Origin of the sequence: Streptomyces sp. R33, from assembly GCF_041200175.1 — a bacterium.
Taxonomy (GTDB): domain Bacteria; phylum Actinomycetota; class Actinomycetes; order Streptomycetales; family Streptomycetaceae; genus Streptomyces; species Streptomyces katrae_B.
Genome location: NZ_CP165727.1, coordinates 7,690,732 through 7,708,229 on the forward strand (window position 1 = coordinate 7,690,732; position 17,498 = coordinate 7,708,229).

19 protein-coding genes are annotated in these 17,498 nt (G+C 72.7%); 10 read left to right on the forward strand and 9 right to left on the reverse strand.

Translation table 11 applies throughout. From position 1 onward, the window contains the following. Window positions 1-12: 12 nt before the first annotated feature. Complete coding sequence (locus AB5J51_RS35280; RefSeq protein ID WP_369779546.1) at window positions 13-1,428, reverse strand: amidase; 1,416 nt, start codon at window positions 1,426-1,428, stop codon at window positions 13-15. A 124-nt stretch (window positions 1,429-1,552) separates the two neighbouring features. On the opposite strand from AB5J51_RS35280, the gene AB5J51_RS35285 reads away from it, so the two are divergent. Both AB5J51_RS35285 and AB5J51_RS35290 read left to right on the forward strand, forming a co-directional pair. Continuing rightward, window positions 1,553-2,155, forward strand: coding sequence for a TetR/AcrR family transcriptional regulator (locus tag AB5J51_RS35285; protein ID WP_369779547.1), 603 nt, complete (start codon window positions 1,553-1,555; stop codon window positions 2,153-2,155). Between the two features lie 74 nt (window positions 2,156-2,229). Further along, the gene (locus AB5J51_RS35290; protein WP_053787532.1) at window positions 2,230-2,517 is read left to right on the forward strand and encodes a DUF6225 family protein; all 288 of its coding nucleotides are present in this window, start codon (window positions 2,230-2,232) and stop codon (window positions 2,515-2,517) included. Here the strand turns inward: AB5J51_RS35290 and AB5J51_RS35295 are convergent. Continuing rightward, window positions 2,465-3,403 carry an alpha/beta fold hydrolase gene (locus AB5J51_RS35295; RefSeq protein ID WP_136223284.1) on the reverse strand — a complete coding sequence of 313 codons (939 nt, stop codon included), beginning with the start codon at window positions 3,401-3,403 and terminating at the stop codon, window positions 2,465-2,467. The genes AB5J51_RS35290 and AB5J51_RS35295 overlap by 53 nt on opposite strands. Before the next feature lie 60 nt (window positions 3,404-3,463). On the opposite strand from AB5J51_RS35295, the gene AB5J51_RS35300 reads away from it, so the two are divergent. From AB5J51_RS35300 to AB5J51_RS35320, 5 genes are all read left to right on the forward strand, one after another. Continuing rightward, the gene (locus AB5J51_RS35300; protein ID WP_136223286.1) at window positions 3,464-3,952 is read left to right on the forward strand and encodes a MarR family winged helix-turn-helix transcriptional regulator; all 489 of its coding nucleotides are present in this window, start codon (window positions 3,464-3,466) and stop codon (window positions 3,950-3,952) included. Continuing rightward, a complete protein-coding gene (locus AB5J51_RS35305) occupies window positions 3,949-4,104 on the forward strand; it encodes an alpha/beta fold hydrolase (protein ID WP_369779548.1) in 156 nt (51 codons plus the stop codon). Before AB5J51_RS35300 ends, AB5J51_RS35305 begins: the two co-directional genes overlap by 4 nt. Before the next feature lie 34 nt (window positions 4,105-4,138). Beyond that, window positions 4,139-5,773, forward strand: coding sequence for a glutamate synthase small subunit (gene gltD, locus AB5J51_RS35310; RefSeq protein ID WP_369779549.1), 1,635 nt, complete (start codon window positions 4,139-4,141; stop codon window positions 5,771-5,773). A gap of 67 nt (window positions 5,774-5,840) precedes the next feature. Next, on the forward strand, window positions 5,841-7,856 hold the full coding sequence (locus AB5J51_RS35315; RefSeq protein WP_369779550.1) for a prolyl oligopeptidase family protein: 2,016 nt from the start codon (window positions 5,841-5,843) through the stop codon (window positions 7,854-7,856). 78 nt (window positions 7,857-7,934) lie between these two features. Further along, window positions 7,935-9,221: an MFS transporter gene (locus AB5J51_RS35320; RefSeq protein ID WP_053787528.1), complete on the forward strand. Its 1,287-nt coding sequence runs from the start codon at window positions 7,935-7,937 to the stop codon at window positions 9,219-9,221. Between the two features lie 7 nt (window positions 9,222-9,228). Here the strand turns inward: AB5J51_RS35320 and AB5J51_RS35325 are convergent, their stop codons facing one another. From AB5J51_RS35325 to AB5J51_RS35335, 3 genes are all read right to left on the reverse strand, one after another. Further along, entirely contained in the window at window positions 9,229-9,426 is a 198-nt protein-coding gene (locus tag AB5J51_RS35325) for a hypothetical protein (RefSeq protein ID WP_133899010.1), read from the reverse strand. Between the two features lie 90 nt (window positions 9,427-9,516). Further along, a complete protein-coding gene (locus AB5J51_RS35330) occupies window positions 9,517-10,170 on the reverse strand; it encodes a hypothetical protein (RefSeq protein ID WP_133899011.1) in 654 nt (217 codons plus the stop codon). 103 nt (window positions 10,171-10,273) lie between these two features. Continuing rightward, window positions 10,274-10,693 carry a hypothetical protein gene (locus tag AB5J51_RS35335; RefSeq protein WP_107093533.1) on the reverse strand — a complete coding sequence of 140 codons (420 nt, stop codon included), beginning with the start codon at window positions 10,691-10,693 and terminating at the stop codon, window positions 10,274-10,276. Between the two features lie 172 nt (window positions 10,694-10,865). Here AB5J51_RS35335 and AB5J51_RS35340 point away from each other — a divergent pair, with 172 nt between their 5' ends. After that, window positions 10,866-11,492: a hypothetical protein gene (locus AB5J51_RS35340; protein ID WP_053787525.1), complete on the forward strand. Its 627-nt coding sequence runs from the start codon at window positions 10,866-10,868 to the stop codon at window positions 11,490-11,492. A 200-nt stretch (window positions 11,493-11,692) separates the two neighbouring features. Beyond that, a complete protein-coding gene (locus AB5J51_RS35345) occupies window positions 11,693-12,226 on the forward strand; it encodes a hypothetical protein (protein WP_369779551.1) in 534 nt (177 codons plus the stop codon). A gap of 140 nt (window positions 12,227-12,366) precedes the next feature. On the opposite strand, the gene AB5J51_RS35350 is transcribed toward AB5J51_RS35345, so the two are convergent. The 4 genes from AB5J51_RS35350 to AB5J51_RS35365 form a co-directional block, all read right to left on the reverse strand. Further along, window positions 12,367-12,816, reverse strand: a complete 450-nt coding sequence (locus tag AB5J51_RS35350; RefSeq protein WP_053787523.1) for a hypothetical protein — start codon at window positions 12,814-12,816, stop codon at window positions 12,367-12,369. Window positions 12,817-13,007: 191 nt separating this feature from the next. After that, on the reverse strand, window positions 13,008-13,214 hold the full coding sequence (locus tag AB5J51_RS35355; protein WP_240805185.1) for a hypothetical protein: 207 nt from the start codon (window positions 13,212-13,214) through the stop codon (window positions 13,008-13,010). A gap of 56 nt (window positions 13,215-13,270) precedes the next feature. Then, window positions 13,271-13,510 carry a hypothetical protein gene (locus AB5J51_RS35360; protein WP_053787521.1) on the reverse strand — a complete coding sequence of 80 codons (240 nt, stop codon included), beginning with the start codon at window positions 13,508-13,510 and terminating at the stop codon, window positions 13,271-13,273. Window positions 13,511-13,701: 191 nt separating this feature from the next. Beyond that, window positions 13,702-15,393, reverse strand: coding sequence for a protein kinase (locus AB5J51_RS35365; RefSeq protein WP_369779552.1), 1,692 nt, complete (start codon window positions 15,391-15,393; stop codon window positions 13,702-13,704). Window positions 15,394-15,828: 435 nt separating this feature from the next. Here AB5J51_RS35365 and AB5J51_RS35370 point away from each other — a divergent pair, with 435 nt between their 5' ends. After that, window positions 15,829-17,421, forward strand: coding sequence for a serine/threonine protein kinase (locus tag AB5J51_RS35370; protein ID WP_369779554.1), 1,593 nt, complete (start codon window positions 15,829-15,831; stop codon window positions 17,419-17,421). The last annotated feature ends 77 nt before the right edge of the window (window positions 17,422-17,498 follow it).

The window sequence follows — 17,498 nt, forward strand, 5'->3', positions numbered from 1 at the left end:
CCGGGCCCGCCCTCACCCGCGCGGGTCCACCGGTGTGAGGACCCCGAGCCGGTCCTCGACCGCCTGAGCGGCGTCCAGGCACAGGTCCTCGCGGAACGCGCGCCCGATGATCTGGACCCCGCACGGCAGCCCGCCGGCCACCCCCGTCGGCACGGCCACCGCCGGCACGCCCACGAAGCTTGTCGCGCTGCACAGGCGCATGCCCGCCGCCACCCTGTCGCGGCCCGCCCCGTCCCGCGATTCCAGCCCCGGCTCGACCGGCGGCTCGGTGAACACGGGCCCGAGCAACAACGGGTACTCGTCCAGGAATTCGGCCCACGAGCGGCGGATGCCCAGCCAACGGCCCATCAGCTTCACCAGCTCCTCCGCGCTCGCGGGCGGGGTCTGCTCCATCGCCATCGCGATGTAACGGTCCCCGCCCGGGCCGAGCAGCGTGCGCACCACCGGCCAGCTCGGGGCGAACTCGGTCACGGTGATCCGGCCGTACGCCTCGAGCGCCTCGGCCAGGCGCGGTACGTCCGCCACCTCGCGTACGTCGTACCCGGCGTCCCGCAGCGCGCCGGCCGCGGCCTCCACGGCTGCGCGCACCGCGGGGTGGACGCCCTGCCCGCCGGGATCCGCCACCACGGCGACCTTCACCGGCCCGGGCAGCGGTTCCCCGTAGAGGGGCACCGGTACGGCCCGCGGGTCGCGCGGATCGGTCCCGGCCAGCACCTCGTACGCGAGGCGCAGATCGCCCACCGACCGTGCCAGCGGCCCGTCGGTGACGAGCATCTGGGACGCCGGGCCGGGGTCGTCCGGGCCGAGTACGCGGTGGTCCGCGGGGAACCGGCCCGTGGACGGTTTCAGCCCCGCCACACCGCAGAACTGGGCCGGGATGCGCACCGATCCGCCCGAGTCGTTGCCCAGTCCGAGCGCCGCCATGCCCGTGGCGACGGCCACCGCGTCGCCCCCGCTGGTGCCGCCCGGGGTCCGGCTGCGGTCCCACGGGTTGACCGTGTCGCCGAACAGCTCGCTGCGGGTGTGCATCCCGGCCAGGATCAGGGTCGGTACGTTGGCGTGCCCGATCGGGATGGCGCCCGCCGCGCGCAGCCGTGCCACCGGGGGAGCGTCGGCCGGAGCCACCAGTTCGCGGAAGCGCTCCGAACCGAAGGTGGTCGGCACGCCTTCGACGGCAGTGGTCTCCTTCACCGTGAACGGCACCCCCGCGAGGGGCCCCAGCTGCGCACCTTCGGCCCGCAGCCGGTCGGTGTGCGCCGCGGCCGCGCGTGCGCGTTCCGCCAGGAGCTGAGTGACCGCGTTCACCTGCGGGTTGACCTCGGCGATGCGCGCCAGGTGGCTTTCGACCAGCTCCACGGCCGACACGTCCGCGCGGCGCACCGCCTCCGCCTGCGCGGCGGCCGTCATCTTCCACCAGGGATCCAGCATGGCGTGAACCCCCTCCCCTCCATGTTCCGATGCAGTTGCATCGGAACACTAACCCGGGAACCGATGCGAATGCATCGAATAAAGTCGCCCGTACGACGGAGCAGCGGGTGGGAGGAGACCGGGCATGCCCAGGCAGGTGGACCACGAGGGCCGACGCCGCCTCATCGCCGAGGCCGTCTGCCGCCTCGCCGACGAGAGCGGGCTCGAAGGCGTGACCCTGCGCGATGTCGCCGCGCGGGCACAGGTGTCGATGGGCGCCGTGCAGCGGTGCTTCCGCACCAAGGACGAGATGCTCGTCTTCGCCCTCGGCTACGTCGGCGAGCGCATCGGCGAGCGCGTACGGGCCCGGCTCGTCAGGAGCCCGGCCCAGTCGGCCGGCACCGCCCTGGGCCACGCGGTCACCGAGATCTCCCTGCTGCGGGAGGAGCACCGGGCCGAGGCCAGGGTCTGGCTGGCCTTCGTCGCGCAGGCGGCGGTCAGCCAACCGCTCGCCGGGACGCTGAAGGCGAACTACGCGGCCCTCCAGGAGTCGTTCGCGCAGCTCATCGCGGAAGCGGCGGAGGATGCCGGCCGCGCCGAGCCGATCGATCCGCAGCGCGAGGCCCGTACCCTCCTCGCCCTCGCGGACGGCCTCACCGCGCACGTCCTCATCGGCCACCTCACCCCGCACGACGCGCAGGACGTCCTCCACGCGCACCTGGCCGGCCTCTGGACGCACTCCGGGTGACGGTCGTCCCGGATGCGGGAAACCCTCCGGCGCGCCGCGGCAGTGGTCCCCGCTTCGGGCTCTAATGTCGCCGCATGGCTGACATGTTCGATCACAATCCGCAGGTGTGGACCGCTGGCCGGCTGCGCGAGGCGCTCGCCGCGCTGCCCGACGAGACGCCGATCCACATCGGTGTCGCGGACGGCCCCGGGGACTTCGAGGGCTACGGGGAGTACGTCCTCGTGGACGCCGAGCCGGTGGAGGTGGACCTCGACGGGGAGGGCGACGGCGAGGCCGGCCACCGTGGCGAGCCGGGCCCCCGGGTCCAGTTCACGCTGTTCGCCGACGCCGCGGCCGGGGCCTACCACCTCGACCTGGACTGAGCTCCCCGAGGGCGCGGCCGGCCGGGTGCGGGTCGGCCGTGAGGAACGCGGAGATCAGGCGGTTCGTATCCGCAGGAGCCGCCGTGGGCAGTGCGTAGTGGGTGGAGTTCGGGAGCGTCTCGATCCGGGCGTGCGGTACGGCCTCCAGCGCCCGGGCCGCCACCTTCTCCGGATGGTGCGCGCCGCTGCGGCCCGCGAGGAGCACCAGCAGCGGGGCGCTCAGCGCCGTGGCGTCCGGGCGGCGGCCGACGACCAGCTTGCGGTCCGCGAAATCCGAGGCCGCCAGCGCGAAGAGCCGCTTCCAGCCCGGGTCCGTGTCCGTGCCGGCCGTCTCGTGGTCGAGATGGCGGAGCGCGCGCGCCGCGGTCGGGCGCACCAGCACGGGCAGGGAGCGCAGCAGGAAACCGGGCCGGTAGCCGGCGAAGCACTGGGTCGGGTCGAGGAGCACCAGCCGGTCGACCCGCTGCGCCGCGTGCAGGGCGTACGTCAGGGCGATCCAGGCGCCGTAGGAATGGCCCAGCAGGCTGACGCGCCGGGCGGCGGAGCCGTCGGGGCCGCGCAGGCCGTCGAGGAGCGCGTCCAGCCAGGCCATCAGGTCGGCGGTGGTGCGCAACGGGCGGCCCGCGCGCACGCTGCGGCCGGCGTCGCCGAGGATGTCGACGGCGAGCACCCGGTGGTGCGCTCCGAGCGCTGCGGCGTTGGCGAACCAGACGGCGCCGGTGGAGCCGCCGCCGTGCAGGAGGAGGAGCGGAGCGGCCCCGGCGGGGCCGTACGCGTGGACGCGGGTCGTTCCGTACGGGGTGGGAACGTCGATCTCGGCGGTGCCGGCCGGCCAGCGGGCGAGCAGCGCATCGTAGGCGGCGAAGAACTGACGGGATGCGGACACGGTGGCCCCCTGGGCGTCGTCTCGTTGACCAATTATCTCGCTCGGCGAGATACTAGCCGAGTGAGCGATGACGACACCCCTGCCATGCGGCTGGTCCACCTCCTGCGCGCGGTCACGGTGGAACTCCACCTCCGCGGCGGCGAGTTCGCCGGGCGCAACGGCCTCCACCCGACCGACCTGCGGGCCCTGATCCGGCTGCTCGACGCCGAACGGGCGGGTGAGACCGTCACCCCGGGGCGGCTCGGCGAAGCCCTGAAGCTCAACTCGGCGGGCACCACGGCCCTGCTCGACCGGCTCGAACGGCTGGGCCTGGTGCGCCGCAGTCGCGACGAACGCGACCGGCGCCGGGTGCTGCTGGTGGTGGAGCCGAAGGCGGTCGAGCTCGGCTGGTCGTTCTTCGGCCCGATCATCGGCGGCTTGGTCGATGCGGCCGAGGACTTCACTCCCGCCGAACTGGACGTCGTACAGCGCTACTTGACCGCCGCCTTGCACGCCGCCGCGCCCGCCGGAGCGGAACAGGACAGCGGCCGCCACCCCGGCCGCCGATGAGTCAAGACGCCGGGCTCTTCCCGCAGGCCCGGCTCGTCGTCCGGCCCGGAGCCGGCCACGCCCCGTGGCTCGACGACCCCGAGCGGTTCCCGGCGGCCACCACGCCATTCCTCGCCACCACGCCGGTCCGGAACCGGCGTAACCTGGTCTGACCGCCGTATCCGCCTGTGACCAGGGAGGCGGCGCATGACCGATCCGTACGGCTTCCTCCGGACCCCCCGGAACCCCGTCCCCTCCCGCCCCGCCGACCAGCGGCTCGGCGACTGGCGCGAGGTGCACGCCGGGCAGACGCTGCTGCCACTGGTGTCCGAGCAGGCGAACCGCTGCATGGACTGCGGCGTCCCCTTCTGCCACGGCGGCTGCCCGCTGGGCAACCTCATCCCCGAGTGGAACGCGTACGCCGCGCACGGCGACTGGCGGGCCGCGTCCGAGCGGCTGCACGCCACCAACAACTTCCCCGAGTTCACCGGACGGCTCTGCCCCGCCCCCTGCGAGGACGCCTGCGTGCTGGCGATCAACGCCGACCCGGTGACCATCAAGAACGTCGAGCAGACCATCGCCGACCAGGCCTGGGAGCTCGGGTACACCCCGCCGGCGCCGCCCGGCCGGCTCAGCGGGCAGACCGTCGCCGTCATCGGCTCCGGCCCGGCCGGGCTCGCCGCCGCCCAGCAGCTGACCCGGGCCGGGCACACCGTCGTCGTCTACGAACGGGACGACCGCGTCGGGGGCCTGCTCCGCTACGGCATCCCCGCGTTCAAGATGGAGAAGGCGCACCTGGACCGGCGGATCGCCCAGATGCAGGCCGAGGGCACGGTCTTCCGTACGGACGCGGACATCGGCGGGCGGACGTCGGCGGCCGACATACGACGGCGCCATGACGCGGTCGTCGTCGCCGTCGGTGCCGCGGAGCGCCGGGAACTGGCCGCACCGGGCCGCGGACTGCACGGCATCCACCAGGCCATGGACTACCTGATCTGCGCCAACCGGGTCGGCGAGGGCGACCTGGCGGCGCCCGGGATCACGGCCGAGGGCAGGCACGTGGTGATCGTCGGCGGCGGCGACACCGGCTCGGACTGCCTGGGCACCGCGCTGCGGCAGGGAGCCCTGTCGGTGGTCCAGCTCGACATCCGCCCCGAGCCCGGCCCGGAGCGGCCCGACGCCGAGCCCTGGCCGCTGGTGCACCCGCAGGTGTACCGGATCTCCCACGCCCACGAGGAGGCGCGCGGGCGCCACGGCACGGATCCCCGGGTCTTCTCCAGCGCGACCATGCACTTCGAGGGCGATGCGGAGGGCCGGGTACGGGCCCTGCACCTGACCGCCGTCGAGCCCACCGGGAGGACGCCGATGCCGGGCACCGAGCGGGTGCTGGAGGCCCGACTGGTCCTGCTGGCGCTCGGCTTCTCGGGCCCCAAGCGGGCCTGCGGACTCGCCGAGCAGCTCGGGCTCACCCGGGACGACCGGGGCAACTTCGCCCGGGACGCGGACTTCGCGGCCCTCGGCGAGCCTGCGTCGGCGCCCTCGGGCGGATCCGCGCCGGGCGGAGCCCCGTCGCGCGCAGCGGCCCCGCACGTCAGGACGCCGGCCTGGGCCGAGGCGCCGGCCCCGGGCGTGCCGCCTGCGTGGGGCAAGCCCGCGGAGCGGCCCTCCCGGGGCCGCCCCGACGGCGTCTTCGTGGCGGGCGACGCCGGGCGCGGCCAGTCCCTGGTGGTGTGGGCCATCGCGGAGGGCCGGGCGGCAGCCGCCGCCGTGGACCGCTACCTCACCGGCTCGACCGCCCTGCCCGCCCCCGTCGGCGCCCACGACCGGCCCCTGTCGGCATGACCGGCCCGGCCGCCCCGCTGCGCCTGCCGCGGCTCCGGCAGGCCCTGCGGGGCGGCACAATCATGGGGTGACTGCTGAAGATCGTTTCTTGTGGCTGGAAGACGTCGAGGGCGAGGCCGCGCTGGCCTGGGTGGGGGAGCGGAACGCGGAGACCGCCGCCGCGCTCACCGGCGACCCGCGCTTCGAGCCGCTGCGCGCCGAGCTGCGCGAGGCCCTCGACGACGCCGACCGCATCCCGTACACCGTCCGCCGCGCCGCGCACCTCTACAACTTCTGGCAGGACGCGGACCGCCCGAAGGGCGTGTGGCGGCGTACGACGCTGGAGCAGTACCGCAAGGACGACCCGGCCTGGGAGGTGCTCCTCGACATCGACGCCCTCGCCGCGCAGGAGGGCGAGGAGTGGGTGTGGGCCGGCGCCCGGGTGCGGTACCCCGACCACCGGCGGGCCCTGGTCCAGCTCTCCCGAAACGGCTCGGATGCCGTCGTGGTCCGCGAGTTCGACCTCGAGGACCGGGCCTTCGTCGACGGCGGCTTCGAGGTCGCGGAGGCGAAGACCCGGATCGGGTGGATCGACGAGGACACCGTCTTCCTCGGCACCGACTTCGGACCCGGCTCGCTGACCGCCTCCGGCTATCCCCGTACGGTCCGGCGCTGGCGCAGGGGCACCGCCCCGGCGGACGCCGAGCTCGTCTTCGAGGCCGAGGCCGGCGACGTGTCCGCCTCCGGGTGGCACGACGCGACCCCCGGATACGAGCGCGACTTCGTCTCCCGCTTCACCGACTTCTTCCACGACGAGCTCCACCTCCTCGCCGACGGCGACCGGCTCGTCAGGATCGACGTGCCGGACGACGCCGGGAAGTACGCGCACCGGCAGTGGCTGATCGTCACCCCGAAGACCCCGTGGCTCGGGCACCCGGCCGGCTCGCTCCTCGCCTTCGACTTCGACGCGTTCCTCGCCGGGGACCGCACCGCGCACGTGCTGTTCGCACCGGACGAGCGCACCGCACTGGCCGGGCACAGCTGGACCCGCCACCACCTGATCCTCGAGACGCTCGCCGACGTCGCGACCCGCATCGAGGTCCTCACCCCCGGCCCGGACGGCTGGAGCCGCCGGCCGCTGGCGGACGTGCCGGCGCTGTCCTCGGCGACCGTCACCGACACCGACCCGGACGTCAGCGACGAGTACTTCCTCAACATCGACGGCTTCCTGCAGCCCTCCACCCTCTCGTACGGGCACATCGGCGCCGACTCCGAGCCGCTCAAGCAGGCCCCCGCCCGCTTCGACGCCCGCGGCCTGTCGGTCCGGCAGTTCTTCGCGACCTCCGCCGACGGCACGCAGGTCCCGTACTTCGTCGTCGGCCCGGCCGGCCAGGACCGCCCGGGGCCCGCGCTCCTCTACGGGTACGGCGGCTTCCGGGACCAGCAGACGCCGTACTACAGCCCGCTCACGGGCCGGGGCTGGCTCGCCCGTGGCGGTACGTACGCCGTCGCCAACATCCGCGGCGGCTCCGAATACGGCCCCGCCTGGCACCGGGCCGCCCTCGGCGCGAACCGGGTCCGGGCCTTCGAGGACTTCGCAGCCGTCGCCGCCGACCTCATCGCCCGGGGCATCACCACCCCCGACCGCCTCGGCATCACCGGAGCCAGCAACGGCGGCCTGCTCATGGGCGCCATGCTCGTCCGCCACCCTGAGCTGTTCGGCGCGGTCGTCGCCGAGGTGCCCCTGCTGGACATGCTCCGCTACCACCGCCTGCTCGCCGGGGCGTCCTGGGTCGCCGAGTACGGGGATCCCGACAGCGAAGCCGACCGGCCCCACCTCGAAGCCCTCTCCCCGTACCACAACCTGTCCGCGGACCGGCCGTACCCGCCCCTGCTCCTGATGACCTCCACCCGCGACGACCGCGTCCACCCCGGCCACGCCCGCAAGACGGCCGCCCGGCTGCGGGAACTGGGCCACCGGGTGCTGTTCCACGAGAACACCGGCGGGGGCCACGGCGGAGCCAGCGACAACGAGCAGGCCGCCGCCAACCATGCGCTCGCGTACACCTTCCTGTGGCAGCACCTGGGAGCGGAAACGACGTGACGTGAGGCAACGCCACGAGGCCCGGGCGCGGGAAATCCCGTTGCCCGGGCGCGGGCGGATCACGCACGATGATCCGCTGTGAGTACCACCCGTTCGTCCGGCTTGCTTCCCGACCTCTCCCCGTGGCGTTCCAGCCGCGATTTCCGGCTGCTCTTCTTCCAGGGCGCCGTCACGTTCTTCACGTCCTTCATGGCGATGATCGCCCTCCCCCTCCAGATCAAGCACCTGACGGACTCGCCGCTCGCCGTCGGCGCGATGGGCGCGGTGGAACTCGTCCCGCTGGTGGTCTTCGGCCTGTACGGCGGGGCCCTCGCGGACGCGATCGACCGGCGGCGGATGATCCTGCTGAGCGAGGCCGGGCTCGGGGTGCTGGCCCTCGTCCTGCTCGTGAACGCCCTGCTGCCGAACCCGCTGTTGTGGCCGCTGTACGTGGTCGCGGCCGGCGTCTCGGCGCTGGCCGGGCTGCAGCGGCCGGCCCTGGACTCGATGATGGCGCGGATCGTGCCGCACGAGCAGCAGACCGCGGCCGCGGCGCTCAACGCGCTGCGCTACCAGATCGGCGCCATCGCCGGACCGGCGCTCGCCGGACTGGTCGTCGCCTACGCCGGTTACCCGGCGGCCTACGCCGTCACGGTCGGCGGCTTCGTCCTGTCCGTCGCGCTGTGCACCCGGCTGACCCCGGCGCCGCCGTCACCCGGCGCGGAACGGCCCTCGCTGCGCGGGATCGCCGAGGGGGCGCGCTACGCGTGGAGCCGGCCGGTGCTGCTGGGCACGTACGCGGTGGACCTCGCGGCGATGTTCTTCGCCTTCCCGAACACGATCTTCCCCTTCCTCGCGGACGAGCTCGACGCGGTGTGGGCGCTGGGCCTGATGTACTCCGCGGGCGCCGTGGGCTCCCTGGTACTCGGGATGACCAGCGGCTGGACCTCGCGGGTGCGGCGGCACGGCCTGTTCGTGGTGTGCGGAGCCGTGGTCTGGGGCGCGGCGATCGCGGGGGCCGGCTGGTTCACCGACATCTGGGTGGTGCTGGCGTGCCTGGCGGTGGCCGGGGCCGGCGACATGCTGAGCGGCCTGGGCCGGGCCACGATCTGGAACCAGACCATCCCCGAGGAGCTGCGCGGGCGGCTGGCGGGCATCGAGGTGCTGTCGTACAGCGTGGGTCCCCAGCTGGGCCAGGTCCGCGCGGGCAGCGTGGCGGGCTGGACGGGCACCCGGCCGGCGTTCTGGAGCGGCGGCCTCATGTGCGTGGCGGCGGTGGCTGCCCTGTCCGTACTGCTGCCGAAGCTGGTGACGTACGACGCGGACACGGACGAGGACGCGCTGCGCCGCCGCGAGGCGAAGCGCGCGGACCGGCTGGCGGCCTGAGCCCACGCTAGCCCGCAGGCCTGAAGCCGGTCGGCGGGCGGGGGTCCTGGCGGGGCGCAGGCCGGTCGGCGGGCTCCGGCGGGATCTTCGGGCCGACGACGTACTGGTTCTCGACGAGGTGCTCGTAGATCTCGAAGTCGACGGCCTGCCACCGCCCCATGTCTCCGTGGACGGCCCGGAACTGGGCCGGAGTCGGACTGGTCACTGTTCTCACCTCTCCCGTCAAGGGTGCGGGATCGCAGGTCCTTCTGCACGCCGCACGGACTGGGCCATCGGAGTGACGGCGAGAGCGGTCCTACGGGGCGGGGACGGCGTCGGCCGTGAGGCCGGCGAGCTGCAGCGCGCGGTGCACGGCGGGCAGGTCCCAGTCCGCGTCCCGGCCGCCGTTCCCGCTCTCGGCGGCCAGCGCATCCAGCGCCCCGGGCGTCAGCCGGTAGTTCTCCGCGGCCTCCAGGAGCTCCTTCGCGGCAGGCCCGTGGCCGGCCAGCAGCCTGAGGAGCTCCTCGCGTTCCACGAAACGGCTCATTCCGCAGTCGAGGCCGTCGTCCTTGAGGTCCGCGGGGTACGGCGCGCGGGCCCAGGCGCCGTTCTCGTACCAGTAGACACAGCCCAGCTCCCAGCCTTCGAGCAGGTCGCGCAGGGTCTCGTACGGGAGCCAGTCCGGGGCCTGCGCCAGCATGTCGACGGCCGGCTCGTGCCATTTGACGTCGCTCGACTCGTCCTCGCCGTAGAGCACGAAACGACCCTGGCCCATCCGGGCCAGGGTCCAGCAGGTGCAGCCGGCGTCGTCGAGACGGAGCCGGGCGCCGTCGATCCAGTGGCCGGTGCGGTGGATCCCGTGGCCCTCCGCCTCGGTGGTCGCCTCGAGTACGGCGACGAACGCCCACCGCGCCCATAGCAGTTCCGCCGCGGGCAGATCTCCGGGCCGGCCCGGCCGGTGAATCGTCATGCCGTCTCTGCTCCCCTTGCCGGTGACACACGCGTACCGGCAGGATCGTAGCCGCAGTCACCGCGGTGTCGCAGGCGCCGAGTTCGGCCGCCGCACCGTACCGTCAGGCCCTCGTGTTGTGCGGGACGTCCGTGCACAGCGCCCAGATGACGAACACGCCGATGCCGATGGCGATGATCGACCAGAGCGGCTGGTACGGCAGCCACATGAAGTGCAGGATCACGTAGAGGCAGGTCAGGACGATACCGGCGATCCGGCCGGCCTCCGACCCCTTGAGGATCGCCGCGCCGGCACCGAGCACGAGGACGCCGACGACGAGATGGATCCAACCCCATGTCGTGAGGTCGAACCTGAAGGTGTAGTCGCCGAAGCGCTGGTACACCTCGTCGTTGGCGATGGCGACGATGCCTTCGAGGATGCCGAAGACGCCGCTGACGACCATCAGGACACCCGCGAACATCGTGCCGCCCGCTGCCCAACCGCTGTGGGTACTGCTCGGCGTGTTACTCGGCGTGCTGCTCATCGCGCAGCCTCTCTCTCGGTTGCGGGACCGGCTCTCCATGCCGAACCGGTCCGGTAACCCATCGTGCGCACCCATCGCGCGCGGCGCACGTCGAGCCGTGACGCACCACCGGGGGTCAAGTCAGGTCACCCCGGTCCTCACCGGGTGTCGATGCCGAACTAATCTTCGGATCATGGCCTTGCGACCTGACGAGTTCTACGACCACGCGATCGCCGCTGCTGATGGGGAGCGTCGGCTCCCGCTCGCGCGCATGACAGGGTGGGACATCAGCCCGTTCGAGCCGGACGGATTGCGCGTCGCGCCTCTGCGCCCTCCGGTTCTGCCCGAGCCTCCGCGACACGGCGAGGACCCGTCGAATTGCGGGGCGTGCCGTGACCGAAGCGATGGGATCTGGTTCAACGACAGTTGGCGGCTCACCCGGATCACGGGAGTCGGTGTGCCGCTGGTGCTCATGCTGCATCCTCTTGAGCACTATGACATGGCTGACCTGCCCGATGAGCTGGCAGCGGAGCTGGGGGTCCTGTCCACTCACATCGTCCGCCACGTGCAGGCCCTGCCACACGTTTCGCGAGCCCACGTCTACCGCATCGGAGACGGGGGCGCACATCTGCACATCTGGTTCTTCGCCCGGCCCGAAGGACAGACGCAGCTGTACGGATCATGGATGCCCGTCTGGGACGATCTGCTGCCCGAATACCCGGCAGATGTCGCAGAGGCAGACGCGGTGATCGTGGCAGACGCATTGGTCGCTTCCATCGGGGGTCGTCGGCCGGCTGCCGGCGAATCGCCACACGACTGACCACGCCAGGACAGTCCGCCGTGACGGCGTCGAGGTCCTGGCGGAGGAGGCCGGGGAAGCCCGAGCCGAAAGCCGGGGGCCTCGACGCGTCGCAACCCGCCAACGGGCAATACGCCAAAGGCCCCCAGTCCGAGCACCAAGGTCACGAGTCGGCAACTCCGCGAACAGGGCCCTCCCGCGGCAGACACCCTGTGGGACTCATGACCCGCACCACGCGCCTCGCCGCGCTCGCAGTCGGTACCGCCCTGCTGGCCGCCGCCTGCTCGAGCCCCGGCAGCAACGACAGCAAGCCCCAGCCGGCGCCGCCCACCGCCCCGTCCTCGTCCTCGGCAACACAGCCCGCCGCCGATGCTGCGACCGCGTTCAAGAAGATCGCGGCGGCCGTGCCCTCCGTGACCGGTAGCACCCCGGTCACCGCGGACAACGACCCCAACCACCTCTTGGGCCGGCCCGGCCAGTACACGTCGAAGATCACGTTCGGCGACAGTCGCATCCAACCGGCCGACACCCAGGGCCTCGAGCCCGGCGACGTACAACTCGGCGGCGCCATCGAAACCTTCGCCAGCAACACCGAGGCCCAGGCCCGCGCTACCTACATCCAGGCCGCCACCAAGGCCCTTCCCGCCCTCACCGAGTACGACTACGTCCACGGCATCCATCTCATCCGGGTCAGCCACTACCTCACCCCCGCCCAAGCCGAGGAGTACAAGACCGCGGCGGGGAAACTGCCGTAGGACGCGCCCGCAGATCGAACGGCGAAGGCCCCACCTCGACGGGTGGGGCCTTCGCGCACCGCCCGAGCGTGAAGACCGGTCAGTGACCGCTCGTGACTCGGCCCGGAAACCCGCCACGCGGCTCCGCCCCGTCCAGGGGCTCAGGCCACGCACACCACCATGCTGGTGACCGGAGTCCAGTTGGCGGTGGTGTCCTGTGAGGGCGAGTGGGGCGTGCGGTAGATGCCCGAGCTGGTGTACATCGCAACCCGGTCGTTGGTGCCGGCCAGGTTGTTGTACCACCAGCCGCCGCCGTACCACGGCATGCCGGTGGACCCGCACCCCCATTCCGCCCCGAACCCCTTCTCGGAGCTGTAGCCGCAGAAGTACCCGGCCCTGCAGGACGCTGCCAGTTCCGCCGGGGAATCCACGCCGCGCAGCAGCGTTGTTCCGTTGCCGAGGCTGATCCGTTCCACCCCGGCGGGGCTTGCGCCTGCCGTCTCGCCCGCTGCGGACGGCGCCGCCGTGGCGGTCGCCGCCGCCAGCAGCAACCCGAGGACCGCGAGCGTGCCCCGGGTCCGGCGTGCGGCATGGGTGTGTCGAACGTGCATGCGCTTTCTCCTTTACCTGGATGGCTGGTTGCCCAGGCTGACGCGTGGGCCCACCTGCCACCAGGCTGTGAGCTGTCCGGGCTTGTCCGGGACAAGGGGACCGCCGTTGACCAGCGTTGTCCGACGGCGCTGGGGCCTGGGCCCCGGGCCATAGCCCGACCTCGTCGGCAGCTCCGCCCGGCCTGGGCTCGCTACACCGGCGGTGGTGTCCAGCACTCGGGGCCGCCGCCGCGCCAGTCGACCAGGGCGGGGTCCGTGACGTCGAAGTCCTCGGCGTTCTCCATGCCCCTCGAGGCGAGGAAGACGGCGATGTCGCTGATCCGGTACGCCGTGCCCAGGCTCTGGCCGTCGCACCGCACCCGGCGCCACCCGCGGTGGTCCGGGGGGTGTACCACCACGCGGGGAGGCGGGGCCGGCGCGTCGGGTCCCGGGTCGTTTCCGGGGCAGGCGCTCGTCATGCCGCTCTCACCCAGCCTCTGGCCCTCGCTGCGCGGCGGAGCTCGACCGGGCCGCCCGCCGTACGGGCCGGGCGCGACCAGTACGGATGGGCGGCGATCGCGCGCGAGAGCGCGATCAGCCGGCGGCGGAGCGGGGTCGTGCCGGCGGTCGCGGGCCGCCGGGCCAGTTCCCGGTAGGTACGGAGCCACTCGGCCTGGAGGGAGACCAGGTCGTCTGGGAAGGAGGTGCACTGCATCCACTAATTCAAGCATGTGTTCGATTTATGGCGCGAGTGGAGCCATGCAGGCCAAGGACGGGACGGAGTCGCTGCGCGCCTCCCTGCGCAACCGCGCAACCGCGATTGCGGCCCGCTGCGGAGACTCGTCCTGAGACAGAGGTGACGCCGCCAAGTGACTTCAGGGGGCGGCGTCGGGAAGAGTCGCGGACTCAACAGCGGGCAAGCGTTCCGCCGTCCAGGGTCGATTTGTCGCTGAACACCCAGCCTTCGGTGTCCGTGCCCGCGATACGGGCGTAGATCCACTTGTTGGCCTCGGCGTTGGTGACGTAGCAGTGGTAAAAGACCTTCGTGCCGGACTTGACCAAGGTCACATAGGAGCACGCCGCGTACGGACCGGAGTAGAGGTGGGTCTCCTGGGCCGCGTGGCCGTAGCCGTTGCTGCTGTTCGCATGGGCCCAGCCGGTGCACGCCGTCGGCACCGGGGTGGGCTCCTTCACCGTGGACCCGGGAGTCGCCTTCGGAGAGGCTGACGGGTTCCCGGCCGGCTTGCCGCCTCCGCTGCCCGGCGATGCCGTGGGTCCGGTCTCTCGGCCCCCGTCCTTCTTCGACGGGGTGCCGGACGGCGTCCCGCCGGGGCCGAGGGACGTGCCGCCCGCGCCGGGCACGTCACCGCCGGCAGGGGTGCTCGCCGTGGGAAGCGCGGTGCTCGATCCGCCGCCCTCGACGCCTCGCATGTCCACGAGGGCGTAGGCGACTCCGCCGCAGGTGAGGACGGTGGCGGCCGTCACCGCGACGATGGTACGGGTGCGGCGGCGCCCGCGGACCGTCGTGGCACGGGTCTCGGAACCGCTGTGGTGACCGGCGGGTATGCCGGGCCCCATGCCCCGCTGCGCGGCGCCCGCCTGCGGAGGGGCGGCGTACGGGCCGGCCGGCATGTAGGGAGCGACGGGCTGGGGGGCGGGCTGGGAGAACGGTGCCGCGACGACGGGGCCGAAGCCCGGCGGAGTGACGGGCTGGGGCGCCGCCGGTGCCACCGCGAGGTCCGCCGCCTTGCCCTCGGCGACCGCCTCCAGCATCTCGCGCGCCTGCGCGGCGTCGGGCCGCTGCAGCGGATCCTTGGCCATCAGCGCCTGCAATACCGGCGTGAGCGGTCCGGCGCGCCGGGGCTCGGGCAGCGGTTCGCTGACGATCGCCGCCAGCGTGGACCACACCGACGTACGGCGGAAAGGCGAAGCGCCCTCCACGGCCGCGTACAGCGTCATGCCGAGCGCCCAGATGTCCGACGCGGCACCCGGGACCTGGCCCTGTGCGCGCTCCGGTGGCAGGTAGTCGAGGGAGCCGACGATCTGACCGCTCTGGGTCAGCTTGGCCAGGGCCTCGTCGCCGGAGGTCTCCATGCTGGCGATGCCGAAGTCGGTGAGCACGACCCGGCCGCTGCGTTCGAGCAGTACGTTGCCGGGCTTGACGTCCCGGTGGAGGACCCCGGCCCGGTGTGCCGCGTCGAGCGCGTCCATCAGCTTGGCGCCGATGGCGGCTGCTTCGCGCGGATCCAGTGAGCCGCGCTCCTCCAGCACGTTGTCGAGGGAGGGCCCGTCGACCAGCTCCATGACGATGACCGGCAGCCCCTGCTCCTCGACCACGTCGTGCACGGTGACCACACCGCTGTGACGGATACGGGCGGCGGCCTGCGCCTCCCTCTGCATCCGGACCCGCAGATCGGCCAGTTCGGCCGGGGAGGCGTCGGTGTAGGCGCGCAGCACCTTGACGGCGACCTCGCGGTTCAGCAACTGGTCCACCGCCCGGGCGACGACACCCATGCCACCGCGGCCGATCGTCGCGGTCACGCGGTATCGCCCGCCCAGAACCTCGCCGGCCAGATCCGCGCCGTTCGCCCCCGTCACCTGTCAACTCCCGTTCGTCGCACTGTTCGAATCCCGCCATGTGTCGGGCACCAGGGTAGGGGTTCGCGTATGTGCGAGTGCGCAGGGCCCGGGTCGTCGGCGCGCAGGTTGCCCCCCTTCCAACAACCATGATCACCAAGACATCTCATCTGGGATCAGCACGATGTGGCCGGGGCCTGTTCGAGTGCGAGGCGGAACAGGCGGGCGGCGTCCCGCGCGGGCAACGCCGCGTCGGCGGCCGCCCCGTTCGCGCGGCTGGTCCGAGGCGGCGAGTGCCCGTGCTGCATCTCGATTCCGGCATCAACGAACCCTGTGCCCAACCGTGTTGGTGTGCTGCATTCTGGGCCTGAGCCGGATCGAGGGGGGAGCCTGGCGGGCCGAAAGCCTCCAGGGCGTCCGCGGTCCGCGACAACCCTATGTTTCAGGAGGAGCTAGGTGAGTCTGAGCGGGCTGCGCGCGGGGGACCCGAAGCGGATCGGCGAGCTGACGCTGGTCGGTCGACTGGGTGCAGGTGGCATGGGTGTCGTCTACCTGGCACAAGGTCCTGACGGCCGGCTGGTCGCCCTCAAGCGGTTACGGGAAGAACTTGCCTCGGACTCCGAGTTCCGGGCGCGGTTCCGGCGTGAGGCCGCGACGTTGCTGCGCGTTCAGGGCACGTGCACGGCACAGGTGTTGGCGGTGGAGGCAGAGGCGAGCAGCCCGTTCGTCGTCATGGAGTACGTACAAGGCCCCACGCTGGCGGAGCACGTGGGCGAGCACGGGCCCCTGCGTGGTGACATGGCGCACGCCTTCGCCGTCGGGCTCGCCGAGGCGCTCGTGGCGATCCACCGGGCCGGCATCGTGCATCGCGACCTCAAGCCCGGCAATGTCCTCCTGTCGGACCAGGGCCCGAAGGTCATCGATTTCGGCATCGCACGGGCCGACGACGCGACGGCGCTGACCCGCACCGGCATCGCTGTGGGGACCGTGGGATACATGGCACCGGAACAGGTTCGCGGCCAAGCCGGACCTCCGGCCGATGTGTTCGCCTGGGCGCTGACGGTCGCGTATGCCACCACTGGACGGCCCCCGTTCGGCACGGGGCCGACCGAGGCGGTGCTCTACCGGGTCCTGCACGAAGAACCCGACTTGGACGGTGTTCCCTCTCACCTCAAGCCACTGCTGATGTCGGCCCTGGCCAGATCGCCCGAGCGGCGTCCCGCCCCCGGAAACCTGCTCTCCGAGCTGACCGGTGGCAAGGATCCTCGGACGGTCCTCGACGGCGACGGCGACGGCGACGGCGGCGCTGATGCCGACGCTGTCAGCACCGTACTTGCCACTGCCTGGCAGATGCCTGAACCGGCCGCGTCGCCGACCCCGCTGCTGAAGCAGCGCACCACGCGGAACGCTGCTGCGACAGTGCTGGTGCTCCTCCTGACTGCCGGGGTCCTGTGGACGGTCCTGCCCGGCCGAGGCCACTCGACCGCCTCGAACACGACGCAGCCTCCGCGTCGACCGGCGAGCACGGCCCCCTTCTCGTCTCCCACGACGTCAGCGGCGCCCACCCCTCCCAGGACGAGACCTCCATCGGCTGCGTCCGGGACGACGGCGCCGTCCACACCAGCGGTGACCGGACCGCCTCCACCGCCGTCATCACCTGTTGCGTCCACGGGCCCGATCACCAACACCCACAGTGGATTGTGCATCGACACCGACGGTCCGCAACGACCCGGACTCAACGTCGTGCTCCGTGCGTGCGGGATCTACAGCGGTCAGATCTGGGGCTACGACGAGACGAGCCTGCACCTCACGAACACTCCCAGCGGCCTGTGCCTCGACACGAACGGGAAGCCCGCCGTCGGCGTCACGGCCGTGCTCAATCCGTGCGGCTACTACAGCGGCCAGCAATGGCACTACGACGCCGGTGCCGGCCGGTTCACCAACCCGGCGAGCGGCCTGTGCCTGGACACGGGCGGACCCCCGGAACTCAACCTCGACCTGGTGCTCAACCCCTGCGGAAACCACACCGGCCAGGGCTGGCAGATGTGAACGCCGCCCGAAGGATGCCGCCTTCGCTCGACCGGCCCGCGCATACCGGCGGCCGGGCCGGCCCGGTGGCCGGCCGG